Below are 19,832 nucleotides of genomic sequence, written 5' to 3' on the forward strand. Positions count from 1 at the left end.
TTGACCTTACCCGACCCAACCCGACCTGACCTGATCCTAACGGGTCCAATCGAAAAGGAGAATTCCTATGACCGTTCCTTATACCGTCGCCGACCCTGTCGAGCGCGAGCGCCTGCTTCGCCTGCAAATCTGCGATATCGGCCGCAATCTGTTTACCAAAGACTTCATCGCCGCCAACGACGGCAACATCTCCGCCCGCTTGTCCGACACGGAGATTCTCGCTTCCCCGACCGGCGTCAGCAAAGGCTATCTGGAGCCGCATATGCTGGTCAAAGTCAACCTGGACGGCGAGACCGTCGAAGCGGCCGAAGGCTATCGCCCGTCGACCGAAGTGAAGATGCATCTGCGCGTCTACCGCGAATGTCCGGAGATGAACGGCGTCGTGCACGCGCACCCGCCTTACGCGACGGCTTTCGCCATTAAGGGCGAAGCGCTCGACAAGATGATGATGCCGGAATCGGTCATCGCGATGGGCGAGATCCCGCTCGCGCCGTACGGCACGCCTTCGACCGAAGAAATCCCCGATTCGATCATGCCGTTCCTCGGCAAGAAAACGGCCGTGCTGCTCGAAAGCCACGGCGCGCTGACTTGGGGCAAAAGCGTGATGGACGCCTACATGAACATGGAGCGTCTCGAATACACAGCCAAGCTCACGTTCTTGACGCGCATGATCGGCGGCGAACGCGAACTGCCGCAGCATCGGATCGACGAACTGGTCGCGCTGCGTTCGTTTTACGGATTCTAGAAGAGGAGCGACTCCATGCTGAAAAAAATCCCGAAAATCCTCTCCCCCGACCTCGTTCACGCTCTGATGAAAATGGGCCACGGCGACGAGATCGTGCTGGCCGACGCCAATTTCCCGGGCCATTCGCTGCATGCCAACGTGATTCGCTGCGACGGCCTGTCGATCCCGCCGCTGCTGGACGCGATTCTGGAACTGCTGCCGCTTGATCCGTACGCGGATCATCAGGCGGCGCTGATGAGCGTCGTGCCCGGCGATCCCGTCGTGCCGACCGTCTGGGACGAATACCGCGCCATCGCCGCCCGCCATGACGCGTCCGCGCAGTTCGCGTTCGAAGAACGTTTCGCTTTCTACGAACGCGCCAAAAGCGCCTACGTCGTCGTCATGACCGGCGAAGAGGCGCTGTACGGCAATATCATCTTGAAAAAAGGCGTCATCTGAATAACAGCGGATATAGCAGGGAAGGCCTTAATCCCCTACCCACCGCACAAAAAGGGAGAACGGCTCATCGCCGTTCTCCCTTTTTCCCATCCCAATCCCTACATCTCCCGCACCGCTTTCGCCACTTCGATACACAGGTCTTCCGCCTGCGCTACATGTCCGAGCTTGTCCATAAAAGCATGCGTCATGCCTTTGTAACGGATGCAGGTGACGTCGACGCCCGCTTCCGCCAACTGTTTGGCGTAAAATTCCGTTTGCACGCGAACGCCGTCGAACTCCGCTCCGATCAGCAGCGCTCTGGGCAGATCGCGATGCGACGACGCCATCATCGGGCTGACATACGGATTCCGCACATCTTCCGGATTCGTAAGGTAAGCCCCCATAAACGGATCGTCTTCCACCTTTTTCGGCTGGCCCAGACCGAGCAGGCCTTTGATCCGGGCCGCATGTTCTTCGGAGATATCGAAAAAGTCTTCGCGCCATTCGTACCCTTCCGCGGCGGCGTCTCCGATCGCGGCCGCCGGATAGATCAACGCTTGAAGCGCGATCTTCGGCGTGCCTTCTTCTCTGGCTTTGAGCGTCACGGCCGCCGCGTAGTTGCCGCCCGCGCTGTCTCCGGCCACGCCGATCCGGTTCGGATCGATGCCGTATTCTTCCGCATGGTCGTAAATATGCTTCACCGCATTGTAGTTATCGTTGAAGCCGTTCGGGAAAGGCTTTTCCGGCGCGAGCGAATAATCCACGTTGAACACGACGGCGTCGGCCAGCTCCGCGATCAGTTTGCAAACGTTTTCCACTGTATACACGCTGCCGCCGATCCAACCGCCGCCGTGGAAGAAGACCAGCGCCGGACGGTTTTTCGGTTCGCCTTTTCGCGGATAATACCGCCATAAGCCGACCGTATTGCCGCTGCCCGTCAGCTCTTCGTATTTGGTATGGATCTCGACCGTATTCAGGTTGTAGTTCGGGAACCCCATACTGTCGCGGATAAACGGAATCATCACTTCCAGCGGCGGCATCTCGACCGGCTTCTTGCTTTCCAGTTCTCCGCCTGCCCAATGCTGATCCAGCAAAGCCAGCTCCGCAGGATCCAGATAGCCCGGACGATCTTCGCCGGGGCTCGGTTTGAGAATAACGTCGATGCCGTGATTTCGGATGATCGAAGTCTTGTTTTGCAGTTCTTCGATCGCGTCGAGCGAATAGTTGCGCATGCGGAAGTCCTCCCTTATGGCGTTGCCATCCTATTGGTTAAAACAAACCATGCCGTATTTCTCGTCCGAATATTCCAAAATGGTCACGCTGGCGTTGCGAATCTCGGCCGACGGATCGGCTTCTTCGCACATCTGGCTGAGGATATTGCGAATAGTATTGCCGTGCGACACGATCAAGATATTGGCGCCGTCCTCGCAGTCGAGATTGACCACTTCTTCCAGCCCGCCTTGGATGCGCGTCCATTGTTCGTCGAAACTTTCGGCATGTCCGTACGGGTCGGCCTTTTTGATCAAGTCCGCCACTTCCGGCACCGTCAGTTTCCGGCGAAGCTCGTCGAAGCTCTCGATGCCTCCGGCTTCCGCGATCTGCTTCAGCGCCACCTGCGAATATTCGCCTTCGAACCCGCCGAAGAACGTCTCGCGGAACGCTTTGGTCCGTTTGATCGTCGGGACGTGATGACGGTTTTCTTTCAAGATGATCTCCGCCGTTTCCAGCGTCCGGCCCGAATCGCTCGTATAGACGTAAGCGAACTGCGTGTCCGCCAATTTCTGCCCGGTCGCGACCGCGACCACTTTGCCTTCTTCGGTCAGCGGACTGTCGCTCCAACCCTGCATTCTCTTATAACGGTTCAGATAAGTCTCGCCGTGCCGAATCAGATAGATATTGACCTTTTTGCTCATGATGGAACCCCCTGTCGCGATTTGTCTCCGTCTGTCTTTTGCCGATCTTCTTCTTATTGGTCCGCCGCCACGAACTTTTCCACTTTAAGCGGCAGCGCGAAGAAATCCGTCGAGACCTTGAAGAATCCCGTAAAATGCGACGACGCGTTATGAAGCTGCACCGCTTCTTCGTCCGCCCAGACCTCGACCATCGTGAAGCGGTCCAAGTTGGACACGTCCTGCGTCAGCGTGTAACGCAAGCAGCCGTCTTCCGCCTGCGACCCGGCGACGAGCGCCTGCACCGTTTGCAGAAACGCTTCGCGCTTCTCCGGCTTGATCTGCATATCGGCGTGAATGATGATCATTGAAATTCCTCCTCGATGGATGTTAGCTACAGTGTCGGTCTCTCTGCTCTCTTCCCTAACTTACCACATTCGAAGAAGCCGGGGCCAGCGGCGGCTGTTCATGGAACGCGATATCTTGTCTACCGATCCAAGGTTTTCAGCAAACGCTTAACGATGACGGCCGCTTCCGCGCGGGTAATCGCGGCTTTTGGTCGGAAGGTGCCGTCAGGATAACCCTCGATCGCGCCGGCCGACGCCGCCGATACGATCGCATACCGCGACCATTCGACAGCCTCCTTCAAATCGGTGAACTGGATCGCCCGATTTTTATAAATGTTGTGCTGTTGGAGCAGGTTGGTCACCATGATCACGGCCTGCTCGCGGGGGATCGCATGAAGCGGACGGTATTTCCCGTCATTAAACCCTTTCGTGATTCCCGCTGCTAAAGCCGCCCGCAACGATTGGTCATACCAAGCTCCGTCTGCAAGATCAGCGAAACGGAATGCGGATTCCGACGCAGGAGCTTGGAAAGCCCTGGCCAGCATCACCGCGAATTCCGCGCGAGTAATGGATGCGTCAGGACGGAAAGACCGATCTACGTACCCCTTAATCACGCCTTTTGCATCCAGCTCCGTGATTTCTTTGTACGCGAAGTGTTCTTTGGGCACGTCGATGTATTTCGGCGGTTCCTCTGCTTCGAGCTTGCCTCCCTGCTCTTCTGCAAGCGTGACTTCAAGCGGCGGATTTACTTCTGTCGGCATCGTGACGGATACGGTTTCCGGCAATGTCGGCGTCGGAACAGAGGTTGCCGGATCGATCGGAGAATGAATGGATGACGGATCATAAACATATTCGTTTTGCGGAACGGCGATGCCCCAGTTTCCGACTTGGGCGACTTTGTAAGCTCGTGCTTCCTTAGCCGTATTCGGTACCTTGAATATAGCTTGATCAGAGCCATGCACTTTCTGAACAGATTCGGCTTCTCCTTCTTGCCAAGCTGTATAAGCGGTTTCCGGATCGTTCCTCCGCCAAGATACCGTAACCTTTCCGTCCTCGAACTTTCCTTCCGGAAAAACGCTCGGCTCCTGCGCCATCAACCACGCCAGACGAGGAGAATCGATCCCGTTCGTGGTTTGCTTTTGCCATAATGCAGGGTCTAAACCTTCGTAATGCTCCATGTTCAGCATGTCGGAGACCGCATTCGCTTTCTCTACGAAAAGAATGCCAGCTTCCGTATCCAAAAATCGAACGTAACAATCCTTCATCGCGATGTATTCGGGCAAGATTTTAAGATACTCGTTTTGTTCGGGATATATAAAATACGAATCGCGATAAGTCATGCTGTCGGTGTAAGTGCCGGTAGAATCGGTTCCGACTACTCCTTCAAACGGTAAAGGTTCGTTGGCGGATTGAAAAGCCAGCCCTTTGACGGTCGCATTCGAAATGTACCGAACCAACTCGGCTTTGGGCGAAATCCCCGTATCTAATCGAAGATCTTTTCGGATGGCCAGATTCTCGACGACGGCCGTATCCGCAATCGAACTGAATAAACTATAAGCCCACCAATCGGAGACGCCGGTAAGGCTGCCCGTCACCTTCATCGTGTTATTTCTCATCAGGGCATCGCCGCCTATGCTGCTGATCAGGTGGGTGCGTTCTTGCCGAGTCGAATCCGTAATCATCTCCGCGTTCACTTTGTTGTTGTCGAACGATCCGTTCAATATGGACATCAGGCCGTAAGCGTCTCGAATCGCCGTCGCCTGCTGATTAAGCTTGATGTTAAACGTATTATCGACACTGTTACTTCCCGTTCTGGCGAGCCCGTATACATTATTGATGTCGTCTGCCTGAACGGAAGTCGAGAAATTGAAGATATTGCGTTCGACCTTCCCGTATTCTTGAATCGGAATGATCGCAGACGCTTGACCGGAAATGTTCCCTTCGAAGTCGAAAGAAATTTCGTTATCGGAGGCTTCTTTTAACGTGTTGATCAAGTACATCTGAGTCAGATCCGTTCCGGCTATGCGCATCCGAACGTCGATTTTCGAATCGGCGAGTGTGAACACGTTCGGCGCCATTCCGTGATAACCCGAATAAGCTCGGGTCGTAGGCACATTAAGATCTAGGTCGATCTGAGCCTTCAAATTACGAATCGTCAAGCCGTCAGGAGCCGATGTCGCTGAAGAAGCGAATAATCCGTTGACGAATGTAACTCCTTTGTTCGTAAGATGATCCGACGTTTGAGCCTTGATCCGAATATCGGCTGTCGTATCTTGGATGATATTCCCCTCGTAGGCGATTCCTGCGATAAACATTACATTGGCATCGTTAGGCACATCGCTATGTATAGTCGCCTTCACCGTACCGCCGCTCAGACGATTTAACGGTCCTTGTACGACTCCGCTCACGCTAAACAATTCGCGTCGAGATTTTAGATCGACCGCAAACGTGTTGTCGATCGCTTCGTTTAGATTCAGGCTTGCGCCGCCGACGATGAACAACGAATCCGAGACCATATCGATCTGAAAATCGCTGTGTTCGAATACTCCGCCGTTAAGGGCGCCGGCCGCACTGTTTTGAATCTTTTTCGAATCGGGGACGCGGAACGTAATTCGGCTGTTTCGTATATTTACGGTAGTCTGGTCTCCTGCATCGGAACCGGAAGTCGTCGAGACCTGCGCCAATTGAGCAGTCGGGGATACGCTTTCGAATCCGAGCGAACTGCTCTCCACATGAATGGTCGTAGGCTGCTTCGTGTAGTTAGCATCAACGCTTCGGCTAAACAGAGTTGCGGTAGAGTTAGCCGATTCTACATCGACCAATCGCAGGTTGAGCGCGGACTCCGTTACGTTCATCGTCCCTTTAGTTCGTGCACCCAAGATTCCGAAACCGTATACCGAACTGAAAGAGGATAGCGTGATATTCCCTGTCGCTTTGCTTACGGTTAAATCCGTGACGTTCCCGGCTAACACGCTCGCTTCGGCAATAAACGATCCACGGCCATGAAGAGTCATATCGCCGAAAAAGACTTGATCCATGTTCACCCGCGTAAGGTCTTTAGCCAAAATCCCCGTTGCCGCGAATCCTTTATCCCAAGTCAGCGACGGCACGTTCAACTGCAAATTCCGAATCGTCGAGTCGCTGACCGTAGAGAATAAAGCTCCGTCCTGCCCGTTTAGGTCTGCGCCGTCCGGAAGACTGTAATGCAGGTCCGCATTGGAAACGATAAGATTCTGCAAGGTGGAATTTGTCACGCCGACAGCAAAAGCCGCCCGAACGCCGGCCGAAGACGAATAGATCGGAATCTCCACATCGGAGATCGTCGCTCCGTTCAATGCCGCGAAAAGAGGCACGCTGCCATCCAGACCGGCAATCCGATGCCCGTTGCCTTCAAGCGTTCCCGTAAACGTCGCGGTCGATAATGTTGCATATCCGGCCGCGTCGATATCGCCCGTCAACCGAAAATGACCGCCGAGGTCGACCGCGATCGAATCCAGATCGGAAACGTTCGCAATCTCGACGATCGAGTCGTTTGCAGCCGTCGACATGTCGGTAACCTTCAGCGGTTCTTCGGCCGGTTCTTCCGTTTGCGCAATCGGAACAGAAGGCTCTGCCTCGTTGATTGCGTCCTCGGCATAAGCATCTCTTTCAGGGACGAATGTATAAGCTGCTGAAGTCGTAAGCGTAACGGAAAGCAACATTTTAATGAATGCCGTTCGTGTGATCATCATCGTTCAAAGTCACTTCTTCCCAAGTAGATTATGTAAACGCAAAAAAGCACCGCGAATTAGAGGATTCTCTAATCAGCGGTGCTTCCGTCTGCGTTCGATTAAGTTAAGGTTAGTATAGCAGAACCCGATTGCGAGGCGCAAACCCTTATACCGTAAGACTTTGGCTTAAATGTTCTGCTTTTCCGATTCGATGCGAAATGGTACTTGAGAAAATTCGTTCGGCGGCTCGCCCCGCCTCTTCAAGCCCAAAACTCGTACACCCGCGTCCATTCCCGGCTCTCGCCCGGCGCAAGTTCCAGATCGACGAACACTTCCGGCGCGACCACGTGGCCCGATCCCCAGACCGCGAACTTGGCGGCGTCGAAATCGCCGCGTTCGCGCATTCCCGCTCCGCTCGGCGTATGGATAAGTTCCCAATAAGGACGTTCGTCGGCCGCGAATCCTTCATATAAGACATAATATTCGCCGCCCGCTTCGCTCGACCAAGTCAGCTGCCCCGGCGACAAGACCAGTTTCTCCTCTACGCCGCCGTCGCCGATCTGCTTGGTCTTCGGCGAGTAGGGCAGACGAAGAACATAATCCGGTCCGATCAGGTATCCGCCGACGCTTACAAAATTATGTACGTATTCGTTCGTCGAGATCGGCTTGCGGCCGAGATTCTCCAACACGTAACGAATCTTGAGATTGCGGCCTTCGACGGCCAAGACCTTCGTCAGCTTCGCCGCATAACCGCGAACTTCCGGCACGATCGATACGAACTTGATCTCGCTCGGCGAAACTTCTGCTTGCACCTCGTAAGGTTCGACCGGATACGTCCGCGCGAAATTATAGCTTGCTCCGTCGACTTTCGTCAGCGCGCCGATCCCGAGCTTGACGAACGTCTCTCCGATCTCCGTTTCGTCGTAGCCGATCGGTTTGTCGATGCCGAATTCGCCCGATAGCCCTTCTCCTCCGGTTCCTTGTCCGTCGATCAAGCTCTCCGGCACGCAGAAATCGATGCCCGCTTTCTCCAATCGAACCTGCACGATCCAACCGACCCGGTCGAACCGCGTTCTCTCGCAGGCTTCCGGCGCTTGGATCGTGACGGTCAATTCTTCGTTGTGCAATACGTACACTTCTTTATGTTCCATCTGACTTCCTCCTACATATTCGGTTCTATTATCATAGCGCCGCTCGGGCCAAAAAGGTACTCGGACTTTGATTAACCCGTATAACGCAAAAAAGGCGAGCCAAGCCCGCCTTTTCGCGAAACGTATTCGATTGCGAGAACGCGCGGCGGCCCTCCCGGCGCGTTCTCTCCGTTTCGACGACGGCAGCACTCTCGGAGTCCGTTCTTAATCCGCCGCCCCGTCCGCCGACTCCGCCGATTCGCAGGCCCGGCTCTCCCGGTCTTCCACGATCGCGAACCCCCATTTGTCCAGATGCAGCATCTGGCCGTGCCGCACGTCCGCGCCCGACAGCAGTTCGCGTCCGTCCCGGTAGCCGTATCCGAATTCGACCGGCTCGCCGGAGTAGTTGAGGAAGTATCGGACGCGGTTGCCCGCTCGGTTCACGCCGGATTTTACGATCAACGGAAACGCCAATTTCTGGTCTTGTCCCCATAAGCCCGCTTCGCGCAGCACTTGTCCGAACAGTCCGATCAGCAGCCGCTCGGTCGGCAGGAAGCCGATATACGTCGCCGTGCCTTTGCCGAAACGGTTGTGGGTAACCGCCGCATAGTCGTTCCATTCCGGATGGTCGTAGCGGGCCAGAACGTCCGCCGTGACCGGCGTCAGCAGTTCCATCCACGTCTCGACGGCGCGCGTCTCCGCATCCGTTTCGACGCCGGCCGCTTGATCCGTCAGCCGAACCCGAACGTCTTTCGGCTCGACGAACAACTGATAGCTCATGCCGCAGGCTTTGGCGATGATCCCCGGTTGGGCGCTTGTCCGCACCTGCACGTCGCCGTTCGCGAATCCGCTTTTGAACGTGTAGACGACATGGCCGCCTTTTTCGACATAGTCGTTAAGTCTTTCCAACAGCCGATCCGGCGCGCTGTACAACGCGGGAACGACGATCAGATCGTAATCTTCCAGCATCTTCGCGTCCGTCTCCGGGAAAACGAAATCGCAGCCGACGTTCAGCTTATACAACGCATCGTACAACCGCCGAACGACGTCGTTGTAATTTTTCCCGCCCGGCAGAGAGAACCAGTTGATCGCGCTTAACGCTTCGTTGCTGACGAGCATCGCCACGCGATTCGTTTTCCGCAGTCCGTGCAGCGATTCGTTCAGCCGCGCGAAATCCGCTCCGATACTTTTCGCTTCGTTGTAGACCGGGTTCGGCTGAAGATCGTGGCTGAGCAGGCCTTTCCAATACGTCTCGAACGAGTTGTGAATCGAATGCCAATGCCAATACGCGACCATGCTCGCGCCCGACGCCAGATGGCTGAACGCCAGCAGGCGCAGCTGACCCGGATAAGGCGTCCAATGCGGGAACGCCTGCGCCTGCGTCTCGAGCACCAGATAATTCGACTGCTTGAGCGAACGCGTCATATCTCCGCCGAACGAGATCTCCGCGCCGGTCAGCTCGCCCTGCGACGGATGATAGATGTCCACGCCGGCAATATCCAGACATTCGGCCGCTTCGTGATGGTTCACGTCCCGCTGCACGCCGTACGAATGGCCGCGCCATTCGAAATCGAAGTTATGCGTCACGAACTGGCCGGGCTTTTTGTATTCGTTCACGATGCCCGCCTGCCAAGCCAAGAAATCCGTCACGAGCCGCCGCTGGAAACGGGCGAATTCCGCGCCGAGGCTGCCGTTGATCGTACCGACGACCGACGGGAAATCTTCCCAAGCTTCGATCCGGTTGCTCCAATAGGCCAAGCCGAAACGGCGGTTCAGTTCGTTCAAGTCGCCGCCGAACTTCTCGCGCATCGCTTTGACGAAACGAAGCTGAACGTTGGGTCCGGCGGTGCCGTAATGCTTCGTTTCGTTGTCGAGCTGGTAGCCGATGACCGCCGGATGGGCGCAGACGCGTCCGATCAGCTTACGGATGATGCGTTCGGCGTAGAACAGATAGACGGGATTCGTAATGTCCATGATCTGCCGCGCCCCGTATTTGCCGGGGCCATCCTTCGTGACCGCGAGCACCTCGGGATGCTCATGCGCCATCCAAGGCGGGATCGCGTAAGTCGGCGTACCGACGATGACCGAAATGCCCGCTTTGTGCATGGCGTCCAGCACGCGGTCCACGGAAGAGAAGTCGAACACCCCGTTCTGCGGTTCATGCGTGCTCCACGTCGATTCCGCGATCCGCACGACCGTGATTCCCGCCGCTTTCATCATCTCGATGTCCGTGTCCAGACGTTCGTAAGGCATATATTCGTCGTAATAAGCGACTCCGTAATGCAGACGTTCCATTTCAGGCAACCATCCTTTCTCCTTGCCGGACTGAAGCACCGCGGGTTTGTACGCCGTTCTTTTTTGATGCTGCCGTCCCGCCGCGCTTATCCGTAAACTTTTCGCTGCGCGCCGCCGGATATCCTGCAAACGCTTTTTCTTCGAACCTTCAGCCTTTTACCGCACCTTCCGTGATCCCTTCCATAATGAAGCGTTGGCAGAACGCGTAGATGATCACGACCGGAATCGCGGTCAGCACGAGCGCGGCCAGAATCAACGACCATTCTTTGTTGTACTCCCCGAACAGCATATTGGTGGAGAGAATGAGCGTGTACCGGTCCACGTTGGTCAGCATCAGCAGCGGCAGCAGGAAGTCGTTCCAGACCCATAGAAAATCGAGAATCCCGATCGTGACCGTAATCGGCAGCAGCAGCGGGAAAATAATGCGGAAATACGTCTGGAACTCGCCGCAGCCGTCCATCTGGGCCGATTCTTCAAGCTCTCTCGGCACCGATTTGACGAAGCCGTGGTAGAGGAAGATCGCCATATTGACGCCCAACCCGACGTAGATGATGCCCAATCCCCAAGTGGTGCCTTGCAGTCCCAATGCTTTGGCGACCCGCGTCAGCGAGATCATGATCGAGTGAAAAGGAACCAGCATCGACGACACGAACATGATGAAGATGAACGCGCTCAGCCGGCCGGGCGTGCGCGACAGTTTGTAACCCGCAAGCCCTGCCGCAAAAATGATTCCCCCGATCCCGACCAACGAAACGATGACGGAATTCAGCGTGCTGCCGAGCAGATTGATCTGGTTGAACGCCTGACTGTAATTCTCGAAATGGAACTCTGTCGGCAGCGCCATGACCGATTCGAACATCTGCCCCTGCGTCTTGACCGAGTTCACCAGCGCCATGTAGACCGGGAACATGGTGACGGCGGCGAGGATGGTCAGAACCGTGTTGATCAGCAGGCCGGAAGCTCTGTTCTTCGTCATGCTTCCACCTCCCGTTTCTTCGTCACGCCGACTTGAATCAACGTCAGGATCAGCACCAGCGCGAACAAGATGATCGATTTGGCGCTGGCGTAGCCGTAACGGAAGTTATTGGAGAACGCTTCTTCGTAGATGTTCATCGTGACCACCTGCGTGCTGCGTCCCGGACCACCTCCGGTGAGGCCGTAGACGACTTCGAACACTTTGAACGAACTGTTAAGCGTCAAGAACAAGCAGATGGTGATCGCCGGAGCGATCATCGGCAGCGTCACGCTGCGGAACCGCTGCCAAGCGTTCGCGCCGTCGATGACGGCCGCTTCTTTGAGCGATTGCGGCACTCCTTGCAGGCCCGCGAGATAGATGATCATCATATAGCCGACGCCGTTCCAGAGCGACACGATGAGAATCGAATAGAAAGAGAACTTGGGGTCCCCGATCCACGATTGGTTAAGAAAAGTGAACGCCGTCTTCTCCGCGATCTGCGGGAGCACCTGCGAGAAGATGAACGTCCACATGAACGCGCTGATGATGACGCTGATCATGTTCGGCATGAAGAAGAGCGTCCGGAACAGCCCTTTCGAACGCGTGCGCGATTCGATCAGCACGGCGAGGAACAGCGCGAACACGTTCTGGAGCACGACCATGACGATGACGTATTTCAGCGTAAACCAAAGCGAGTTGACGAAATCCGGATCTTCTTTGAACACTTCGACGAAGTTCGCGAAGCCGATCAGGTCGTAATCCCGATTCAGCCCGTTCCAGTCGGTAAAGCTGTAGTAGAACGCCCCGATCATCGGAATGAGCAGGAACGCGATATAGAAAATCAGCGCCGGAGCCGTAAAAGCGAACAGCGAGACGTATTTATTGCGCGTGGACAAAGCAAGTCACCTCTCTCGGATGGTGGGATGGAGTGCTGGCATGGTAGAAGGAGATCCTATTCGTTTGAAGAAGCTTAGAGCGCTACAGGGGAAATTCGTTTCGGTCGCTGTTTCACTCGGGAAATAAGATTAAAGTTTTAGCGGATTTTTCCCGAGTTCAAAGGCGAACATTCCATTCCTCCACTGAATTTCCCCTTCCGCTAATCGCTTCATCAAGAATTTGATCTTCTACTCCCTCCCAGCGGCTTGGGTGGCTGGTTTTGTAGGACCAGTTCGGCCTTTTGAAAAGGCTAAGGGCGGAGGGAGAAATTCAGTGCAGGAACGATAGTGTTCGCCTTTGAACTCGGAAAGCTTCCTTGTTACAATCAATCCTGCTTTCCGAGTGAGACAGCGACCGAAACGAATTTCTCCCGGAGCCCGACCCGCCTTTTCACGCCCCCGAACAGGGCCTACAATTCAGAAGGCGGCCGAAGCCGCCCCCTTCTTATTTTTTGTTTACTTTGTTATAGTCCTTCCACGCTTTGTCCAGCGCCGCGACCAGTTGGTCTTGATCCATCTGTCCGCTGAAGTAGCTTTGCAGGCCTTTGCCGACTTCGTCTTTGACGGCTTGAGGAATAACCGGATCTTGGTACGACTTGCCGTCGTTCACGTAAGCCATCGCGTCTTCGACCCACGGGTACGTCTCGAATTTATGCGTTTTGGCGACCGGGTTGAATTTGAGGCTTTCGTAGAATTTGCTCGAATCTTTGTCGTCCAGCACGTAGTTGATGAAGTCCAGCGCGTACTCTTTGTTTTTGCTCGTCGGGGATACGGCGAGCGCCGTCGACGTGCTCAAGTCGATCATCGTGGCGTTCGGATCGTCGTTGATCGGCAGCGCGGCTACGCCGAAATCGAGGTCCGGATTGGACTTGAGGATTGTGTCCGCGTACCACGGGCCTTGCACCCACATCGCGGCTTTGCCGGTCGCGAAAGCGGCCGCGCCGTCGTCGGCGCTGACTTCCAGCGCGCGGTCGGTGCCGTTGGCGTTGACCAGATCGACGATCTCGAACATCTGCTTCATTTCGGAAAACGAACCTTCGTTTTTGCCCATGCGTTCGATAAAGTCTTTGTTGGTCGTGTTGACCAGCGCGCCGACCGACAGCGGCAGGAACAGCTGCGGCACCCACGCTTCCGAATACGACAACTCGAACGGTTTGATGCCCGCTGCGTTCAGTTTCTCGACGACCGCTTTCATCTCGGTCAGCGTCTTCGGAGGCGTCAGGCCCTGCTCTTTGAAAATCGTCTTGTTATAGAGGTAGCCCCAAGCGAGCGTCTCCATCGGCACGGACAGTACTTTGCCGTCGATGGTGACGGAAGGCTTCACGCTGTCGAGCAGCTTGTCCACGAACGGTTGGTTCGACAGGTCTTCCATATAGCCCGCGCGGTAAAAGTCGGGCGCTTCGTTGACGGCATGCAGGCTGTAGATGTCCGGCGCGTCGTTGGACGCCATGCGCGTCTTGAGAATCTGCGGCGCGTTGTCCGAGTTCGGCATTTCGAGCTGGACTTTGATATCCACGTTCTTGTCGGCTTTTTCTTTGGCCACGAACTGATCGATATACGTCTGATACTGGTCTTTGAAACGAGGCTGCGCGATAAAGAACTTCAACGTCACTTCTTTGGCTCCCGAACCGCCCGATCCGTTTGCTTGGTTGTCGGATGAACCTCCGCAGCCGCTCAGCAGTCCGACCAGCAGCAGCGAAGCCAACGTTCCGCCCCAAATCTTTTTCATCTTCCATGACCCCCTCGGTCTGTAATGATGGCTTGTTGATCACGCTTACAATTGCATTCTAACGTCTTTTTGTAAGCGCTTAATTGGACAGGATTGGGGCATCTCTTTGGATTATATTGAACCTCGCGTCAATTCGCCCGGCGCGATCCCGTACTGCTTCTTGAACACGCGGTAGAAATAACCCAAGTCTTCGTAGCCGCACATTTCGCTCGCCCGGCGGATCGGCACGCCGTCGAGAATCCACTGACGCGCTTTGTCCATGCGCACCTGCTGGACGTAATCGGTCAGCGTCTGCCCGAACTCTTGCCGGAACGCGCGGCTGAGATATTCTTTCGAGACGAAAAAGCAGCGGGCGAGGCTGTCCAGCGACAGCGGATCGGCAAAATGCTCCGCGACATAAGCCCGCACTTCGTTCAGATCGAGCCGGTCGCGGAATTTCCGGCGGCGGATCAGTTCATCCAACGATTCCGCGTACAAGTCCGCGAGGCCTTCGAGCTCCGGCACTCCCGCGTCGCCGGAAAACGAATCGGCCGCGATCGGCTCCTCCTGCCCGTGCGCGGCCCGCAGTTCGCGCAGCAGCTCGTGCAGTTCGCGCGCGATGCGGCGGTTGGACGCAGCCGCGTCTTCGCGGGCCGAGCGCTCCGCCGCCAGGTCTTCCAGCGCGCGGCGCAGTTCCGGGGCGCGCAGCTCGCCGTAATAGGCGACCAGCAGCGGCTCGAGGCCGCGAAGCAGCTGACGCGTCTCGTCGTCCGGCGCGAAAGCTTCCTGCTCGAGAGCATCCATCTCCAGCAGATCCGTTCGGCATTTCTCGAGCGTGCGGTTCAATTCTTCGGGATCGACCGGCTTGAGCAGATAATCGTTGGCCCGGTAACGGATCGCCTGCTTCAGATAAGCGAAATCGTCGTATCCGCTGACCACGATCACTTTGATCTTCGGATACCGTTCGTTCAGCGTCTTCATCAAGCCGACGCCGTCGAGACCCGGCATGTTCATATCCGTGATGACCAGCCGGATGCCGGCTTCTTCGTCCGCGATCTTGCGCAGCGCCCCCTCGCCGTCCTCGGCTTCCGCGACCGCTCGGATACCCAAGCGTTCCCACTCGCCGAAACGACGAATGATCGCCCGCGTCGCCGCTTCGTCGTCCACGATCAAAGCCCGGATTTCTTCGCCGCCTTTTGACCGGTTTCCGTTCGTTTCGTTCTTCATGCTTCCGTCTCCTCTCCGCCCGATGCGGGCATACGCACAGTCACGACCGTGCCGCTGCCTTCTTCTCCGTCGATCGCGATGCCGTAAGGCGTTCCGTAACGCAGCCGCAGCCGCGCTTCGACGTTGGTCAACCCGATATGTTCCCCTTTTCCGCCGATCCGGCCGGCTCCGCGTTCGATATCCGCAATCAGCCTCCGTCGTTCTTCTTCCCCGATGCCTCGGCCGTTGTCGCGGATCTCGATCTCCAGATCGTCGCCGATCCGCCGGGCGGCAATATCCAGCTTCCAACAGGCGAGACTCGGGCCGAACGCGTGCTGAAACGCGTTCTCCGCGATCGGCTGCAGAATCAGCTTCGGCACCAATACGTCTTCCGTTCCTTCTCCGATCGTCAAAGTCGTCTCGATGCGTCCGGGGTACCGATGTTCTTGAATGAACAGATAATTTTGCAGATGCCGCAGTTCTTCGCGCAGTTCCACCCGTCCGGCCGGGCCGCGCACGATATAACGGAACATCTCGCTCATCGCCCGAATGACCGCGTACAGCCGCTCCGGCGTTTCCGTGAACGCCATGCCGCCGATCAATTGAAGCGTGTTTTGCAAAAAATGAGGGTTGATCTGCGCTTGCAGCGCCGTCAATTGGGCCGTCTTCTTCTCCAGATTCAACGCGTATTCCGTATGGATATGTTCTCGAATCCGTTTGGACATCTTATGCATCCGCAGCTCCAACAGACCGATCTCGTCCGTTCTGCCCGTCAGCGGCGTGCCTTCTTTGATAAACGAGATGTTCTGGATCGAGCGCGCCAGCTTGACGATCGGGGCGGTCGTTTTCCAAGCCGCGAACGCCGCGGCGATCACGGCGAGCAGAACGGCGGCCGCCCCGACGATCGAGCCGTAACGGAGCGTACGCTCGGCGCTGAGGTCGACGGCCGTGCGCGGAACCACTTTGACGATGCGGAGTCCCCAAGAATCCAGCGTATCGTAGAAGACGTAAGCGTCCTCCGTTTGCGTGTAGCCCGATCCTTCGAGCGCGCCGATCGATGCTCCGATCCCGTCCGCCGAACTTCCCGTCGGGCTGTAGAGCTTGCCGCCGGCCGCGTCGGTAATCAGCAGCTCCCCGCTTCCGTCCGGATTCAACAGTTCGATCACCCGGTCGGCAAACCGCCAGTTGATCCGTAGCGTCACGTATCCTTGGCTTTCTCTCGTTTCGAATCGGCGCAGCGCGCGAATCATCTCGAACGAATCGGCGGAATCGGGACTGCTGCGGATCTGCACGTCCAGATTCTGTTCCTGCATGCTGCGATATTCTTCCGGCATTTCCTGCGTCACCCGGCTGTTCGCTTCCATCGTGCTGACCGTGATCGTCTTGCCGCTGCGGATCAGATACAATTCGATATCGTGCAGTTGGGTATTCGAGGTGTAAAAGACCGAGAGGATCGTGTCCAGAAGCGCTTTCTGCTGCGGATACAGCGAACCGCTTTGTCCGTCTTCGACCGCTTTGAGGTAATTGTTCAAGCTGGGGCTGATAAAAATGGTGTACGTCAGCGTATTGAACTCGGATAACTTCTCGTCCAAATAACCTCCGGCCCATTTGACCGTGGACAGATTGGACTGGATGACTTCGTCCTCGACCGAACTGCGCGTATTGTAAGCGGCAAGCTGCGTCACGGCAAATACCGGGAGCACGCCGAGCGGAATAAGCAGCACCGTTAAGCGAAGACGAAAACTTCGACGAAACGGCCTCGACAGACTCGAATAAAGCGCTTTCCAAAACTCCGACATCGAAACTCTCCTTCCTCGCGGGCCGCCTTCATGCCAGGCAGCCGTTCGGGCATCGGCGATCGGCCGCGTCATGTACGCTTCCGCATGCCGCGCTCCCTCGCTTTAGAGAGATTATAGCGTATGCTCCGCCGACGGACGAGCGATTCTTGCCGACCGCTGTCCCGCTCGGCTCGCGCGCTTGGCGTTCCGCTCTTTTTACGTGCCGTTAACGGTTCGACGCGCCGCATCCCGAAGCCGATCGAATTTCGCTTGGCGAATCGCGTCTTCGGCCTTTCGATCCGGACATTTCTTTGATCGCGACGTTGATCGTTCTGTTCCTATGCCCGTTTTGGAATTAAAATGGGAAATGGGATTTTTTACATTCGCTTAACAAAACGACGTTATAATGGGGAGAGCTGCCCCGCGTTCCGGCTTGGCCGCCGGATTCCGTGAGGGCCAAAAGTGCAAATTTCCGACAAGGAAGACCGACCTGCGACCTCAGCCGCTTTTTGTGCGTAGACACTTTCATGGATTATACTGCTAATAAGAAACGCGTCCACCGGCCGAGACTCGCCTAACGCGAACAAATCATTGGAGGAATTATGGATAACCATGCCCATCGGGGAACTTCCCCCTACTACATCAACCGTGACCTCAGTTGGATCGAATTCAATTACCGCGTGCTCGAAGAAGCTCAAGACCCGGACACGCCGCTTTTGGAACGCGCCAAGTTTCTCGGAATCGTCTCGCGCAACTTGGACGAATTCATGAGCGTCCGGGTAGCGGGTATCCGCAATCAGCTCAAAGCCGGTATCACCAAAAAAGATTTCTCGGGCTATACGCCGCAGGTCCTGTATAAAAGATTGTCCAAACGCATCGAAAAGATGGTAACCGCGGAGTATCGCACGTACCGCGAACTCGCCCGTCTGATGAGCAAAGAACATCTGATGCTGAGCCTCTACGAAGATCTCAACAACAGCCAGCAGAAGTCGGCGGACGATTATTTCCACGACGTGATCTTCCCGATCTTGACGCCGATGGCGGTCGATCTCAGCCGTCCGTTCCCGCTCGTCCACAGCCAGAACGTGTATCTCGCGGCCGTGCTCGAACGCGAGAACGCGACCGTCGATCTGCCCGACGACGAACGGTATTATTTCGCGATCGTGCAGGTGCCTTCGATCCTGCCGCGCCTCGTGCCGGTCGCAAGCCGAAGCCACAGCAAGAAACAGAGTTACGTCTTGATCGACGAACTGATCTGCCATCATATCCAGACGCTGTTCAGCGGCTACAAGCCGGTCGCGGTTCACGCTTTCCGTTTGACCCGGGACGCCGATCTGGAGATCAACGAAGAAGAAGCCGACGACCTGCTCGAAGAGATCGAGAACAAGCTGCGCAAGCGCCGCCGCGGCGCGCCGGTGCGGTTGGAGATCCAGAAAGATTTTCATCCGTACGCGCTTAAGCTGCTGCTCGAAGAATTCGAGATCGAAGACGCCGTTTACGAGATCGACGGTCCGATCGATCTCGGCTTCATGACTTCGTTCGGCGGGGCGGTCCAGAATCGCGACGCCTTGCGTTATCCGCCCGCCAAATCGATCTACCCGCCGGAGTTCCCGGAAGGCGAAGACACGGACTTTTTCGCCACGCTCAAAGAACGCGACGTGCTGCTGCACCATCCGTTCGAATCGTTCGACGCGGTGAGCGATTTCGTCGAGCAGGCCGCCGAAGATCCGAACGTGATGGCGATCAAGATGACGCTCTACCGCGTCAGCAGCAAATCGCCGATCATCCGGTCGTTGGCGCAGGCCGCCGAAGCGGGCAAGCAGGTGACGGTCGTGGTCGAACTCAAAGCGAGATTCGACGAAGAACGCAATATCACGTGGGCGCGCGAGCTGGAGAAAGCCGGCTGCCACGTCGTCTACGGTTTGGTCGGACTCAAAACGCACGCCAAAGCGATCTTGATCGTGCGTCGGGAAGAAGACGGGCTTCGCCGGTATGTCCATATGGGCACCGGCAACTACAACGATATCACCGCAAGATTGTACACCGACGTGGGCTTGATGACGTCCAACCCGTCGATCGGCGAAGACGCGTCGGAGCTGTTCAACCATATTACCGGCTATTCGCGCCATCCGGACTGGCAGAAGATCTCCGTCGCGCCGGATACGATGATGGGCACGTTCGTGACGAACATCCGCCGCGAAGCCGAACATGCCAAAGCGGGACGCCCGACGCATATCATCGCCAAGTTCAATTCGCTGTCCAACCAACAGATCATCGACGAGCTGTACGAAGCTTCCCAAGCCGGCGTCAAGATCGATCTGATCGTGCGCGGCGTCTGCTGCCTGCGTCCCGGCGTGCAGGGATTGAGCGAGAACATCACGGTCCGCAGCATCGTCGACCGCTACCTCGAACACTCGCGGATCTTCTACTTCGAGAACGGCGGAGAATCGGAAATTTTCTTGGCGAGCGCCGACTGGATGACCCGCAACCTGACCCGCCGCGTCGAGCTGATGTGCCCGATTCTCGATCCGGCCTGCAAAGATACGCTGCTCAACATCGTGAAGCTGTATCTCAAAGACAACGTGAAAGCCCGCATCTTGACCTCGAGCGGCAGCTACGAACCGTTCGAGAACGGCGAAGAACCGTTCCGCAGCCAATTCCGCGCCGAAGACATTCGGGCTTGGAAGTCCACGCTGGCTTGATCGAGCGGCGACTCG

General features: G+C 56.3%; 14 protein-coding genes. 3 read left to right on the forward strand and 11 right to left on the reverse strand.

Annotated elements, in window-relative coordinates; genetic code table 11:
• Nucleotides 1-67 precede the first annotated feature (67 nt).
• Together CDO73_RS25050 and fucU are read left to right on the forward strand one after the other, a co-directional pair.
• Nucleotides 68-745: a class II aldolase/adducin family protein gene (locus CDO73_RS25050; protein ID WP_088491231.1), complete on the forward strand. Its 678-nt coding sequence runs from the start codon at nt 68-70 to the stop codon at nt 743-745.
• A 15-nt stretch (nt 746-760) separates the two neighbouring features.
• A complete protein-coding gene (fucU, locus tag CDO73_RS25055; protein ID WP_088491232.1) occupies nt 761-1,183 on the forward strand; it encodes an L-fucose mutarotase in 423 nt (140 codons plus the stop codon).
• A gap of 98 nt (nt 1,184-1,281) precedes the next feature.
• Here fucU and CDO73_RS25060 read toward each other — a convergent pair whose 3' ends face one another.
• From CDO73_RS25060 to CDO73_RS25110, 11 genes are all read right to left on the reverse strand, one after another.
• On the reverse strand, nt 1,282-2,394 hold the full coding sequence (locus CDO73_RS25060; protein ID WP_088491233.1) for an alpha/beta hydrolase: 1,113 nt from the start codon (nt 2,392-2,394) through the stop codon (nt 1,282-1,284).
• Between the two features lie 30 nt (nt 2,395-2,424).
• Nucleotides 2,425-3,075, reverse strand: a complete 651-nt coding sequence (locus CDO73_RS25065; protein ID WP_088491234.1) for a histidine phosphatase family protein — start codon at nt 3,073-3,075, stop codon at nt 2,425-2,427.
• 53 nt (nt 3,076-3,128) lie between these two features.
• Nucleotides 3,129-3,419 carry a putative quinol monooxygenase gene (locus tag CDO73_RS25070; RefSeq protein ID WP_088491235.1) on the reverse strand — a complete coding sequence of 97 codons (291 nt, stop codon included), beginning with the start codon at nt 3,417-3,419 and terminating at the stop codon, nt 3,129-3,131.
• A gap of 119 nt (nt 3,420-3,538) precedes the next feature.
• A complete protein-coding gene (locus CDO73_RS25075) occupies nt 3,539-7,129 on the reverse strand; it encodes an S-layer homology domain-containing protein (RefSeq protein WP_088491236.1) in 3,591 nt (1,196 codons plus the stop codon).
• 239 nt (nt 7,130-7,368) lie between these two features.
• The gene (locus CDO73_RS25080; RefSeq protein ID WP_088491237.1) at nt 7,369-8,259 is read right to left on the reverse strand and encodes a hypothetical protein; all 891 of its coding nucleotides are present in this window, start codon (nt 8,257-8,259) and stop codon (nt 7,369-7,371) included.
• A 204-nt stretch (nt 8,260-8,463) separates the two neighbouring features.
• Nucleotides 8,464-10,533: a beta-galactosidase gene (locus CDO73_RS25085; RefSeq protein WP_088491238.1), complete on the reverse strand. Its 2,070-nt coding sequence runs from the start codon at nt 10,531-10,533 to the stop codon at nt 8,464-8,466.
• Between the two features lie 148 nt (nt 10,534-10,681).
• A complete protein-coding gene (locus tag CDO73_RS25090) occupies nt 10,682-11,509 on the reverse strand; it encodes a carbohydrate ABC transporter permease (RefSeq protein ID WP_088491239.1) in 828 nt (275 codons plus the stop codon).
• Complete coding sequence (locus CDO73_RS25095; protein WP_088491240.1) at nt 11,506-12,384, reverse strand: carbohydrate ABC transporter permease; 879 nt, start codon at nt 12,382-12,384, stop codon at nt 11,506-11,508. Before CDO73_RS25095 ends, CDO73_RS25090 begins: the two co-directional genes overlap by 4 nt.
• A gap of 484 nt (nt 12,385-12,868) precedes the next feature.
• Nucleotides 12,869-14,152: an ABC transporter substrate-binding protein gene (locus tag CDO73_RS25100; RefSeq protein WP_088491241.1), complete on the reverse strand. Its 1,284-nt coding sequence runs from the start codon at nt 14,150-14,152 to the stop codon at nt 12,869-12,871.
• A 111-nt stretch (nt 14,153-14,263) separates the two neighbouring features.
• Complete coding sequence (locus tag CDO73_RS25105) at nt 14,264-15,358, reverse strand: response regulator (protein WP_088491242.1); 1,095 nt, start codon at nt 15,356-15,358, stop codon at nt 14,264-14,266.
• Nucleotides 15,355-17,136: a sensor histidine kinase gene (locus CDO73_RS25110; protein ID WP_179218833.1), complete on the reverse strand. Its 1,782-nt coding sequence runs from the start codon at nt 17,134-17,136 to the stop codon at nt 15,355-15,357. Before CDO73_RS25110 ends, CDO73_RS25105 begins: the two co-directional genes overlap by 4 nt.
• A 581-nt stretch (nt 17,137-17,717) precedes the next feature.
• Here CDO73_RS25110 and ppk1 point away from each other — a divergent pair.
• On the forward strand, nt 17,718-19,817 hold the full coding sequence (gene ppk1 / locus CDO73_RS25115) for a polyphosphate kinase 1 (RefSeq protein WP_088491244.1): 2,100 nt from the start codon (nt 17,718-17,720) through the stop codon (nt 19,815-19,817).
• The last annotated feature ends 15 nt before the right edge of the window (nt 19,818-19,832 follow it).

The sequence above is a fragment of the Saccharibacillus sp. O23 genome, from assembly GCF_002205895.1.
Lineage (GTDB): Bacteria > Bacillota > Bacilli > Paenibacillales > Paenibacillaceae > Saccharibacillus.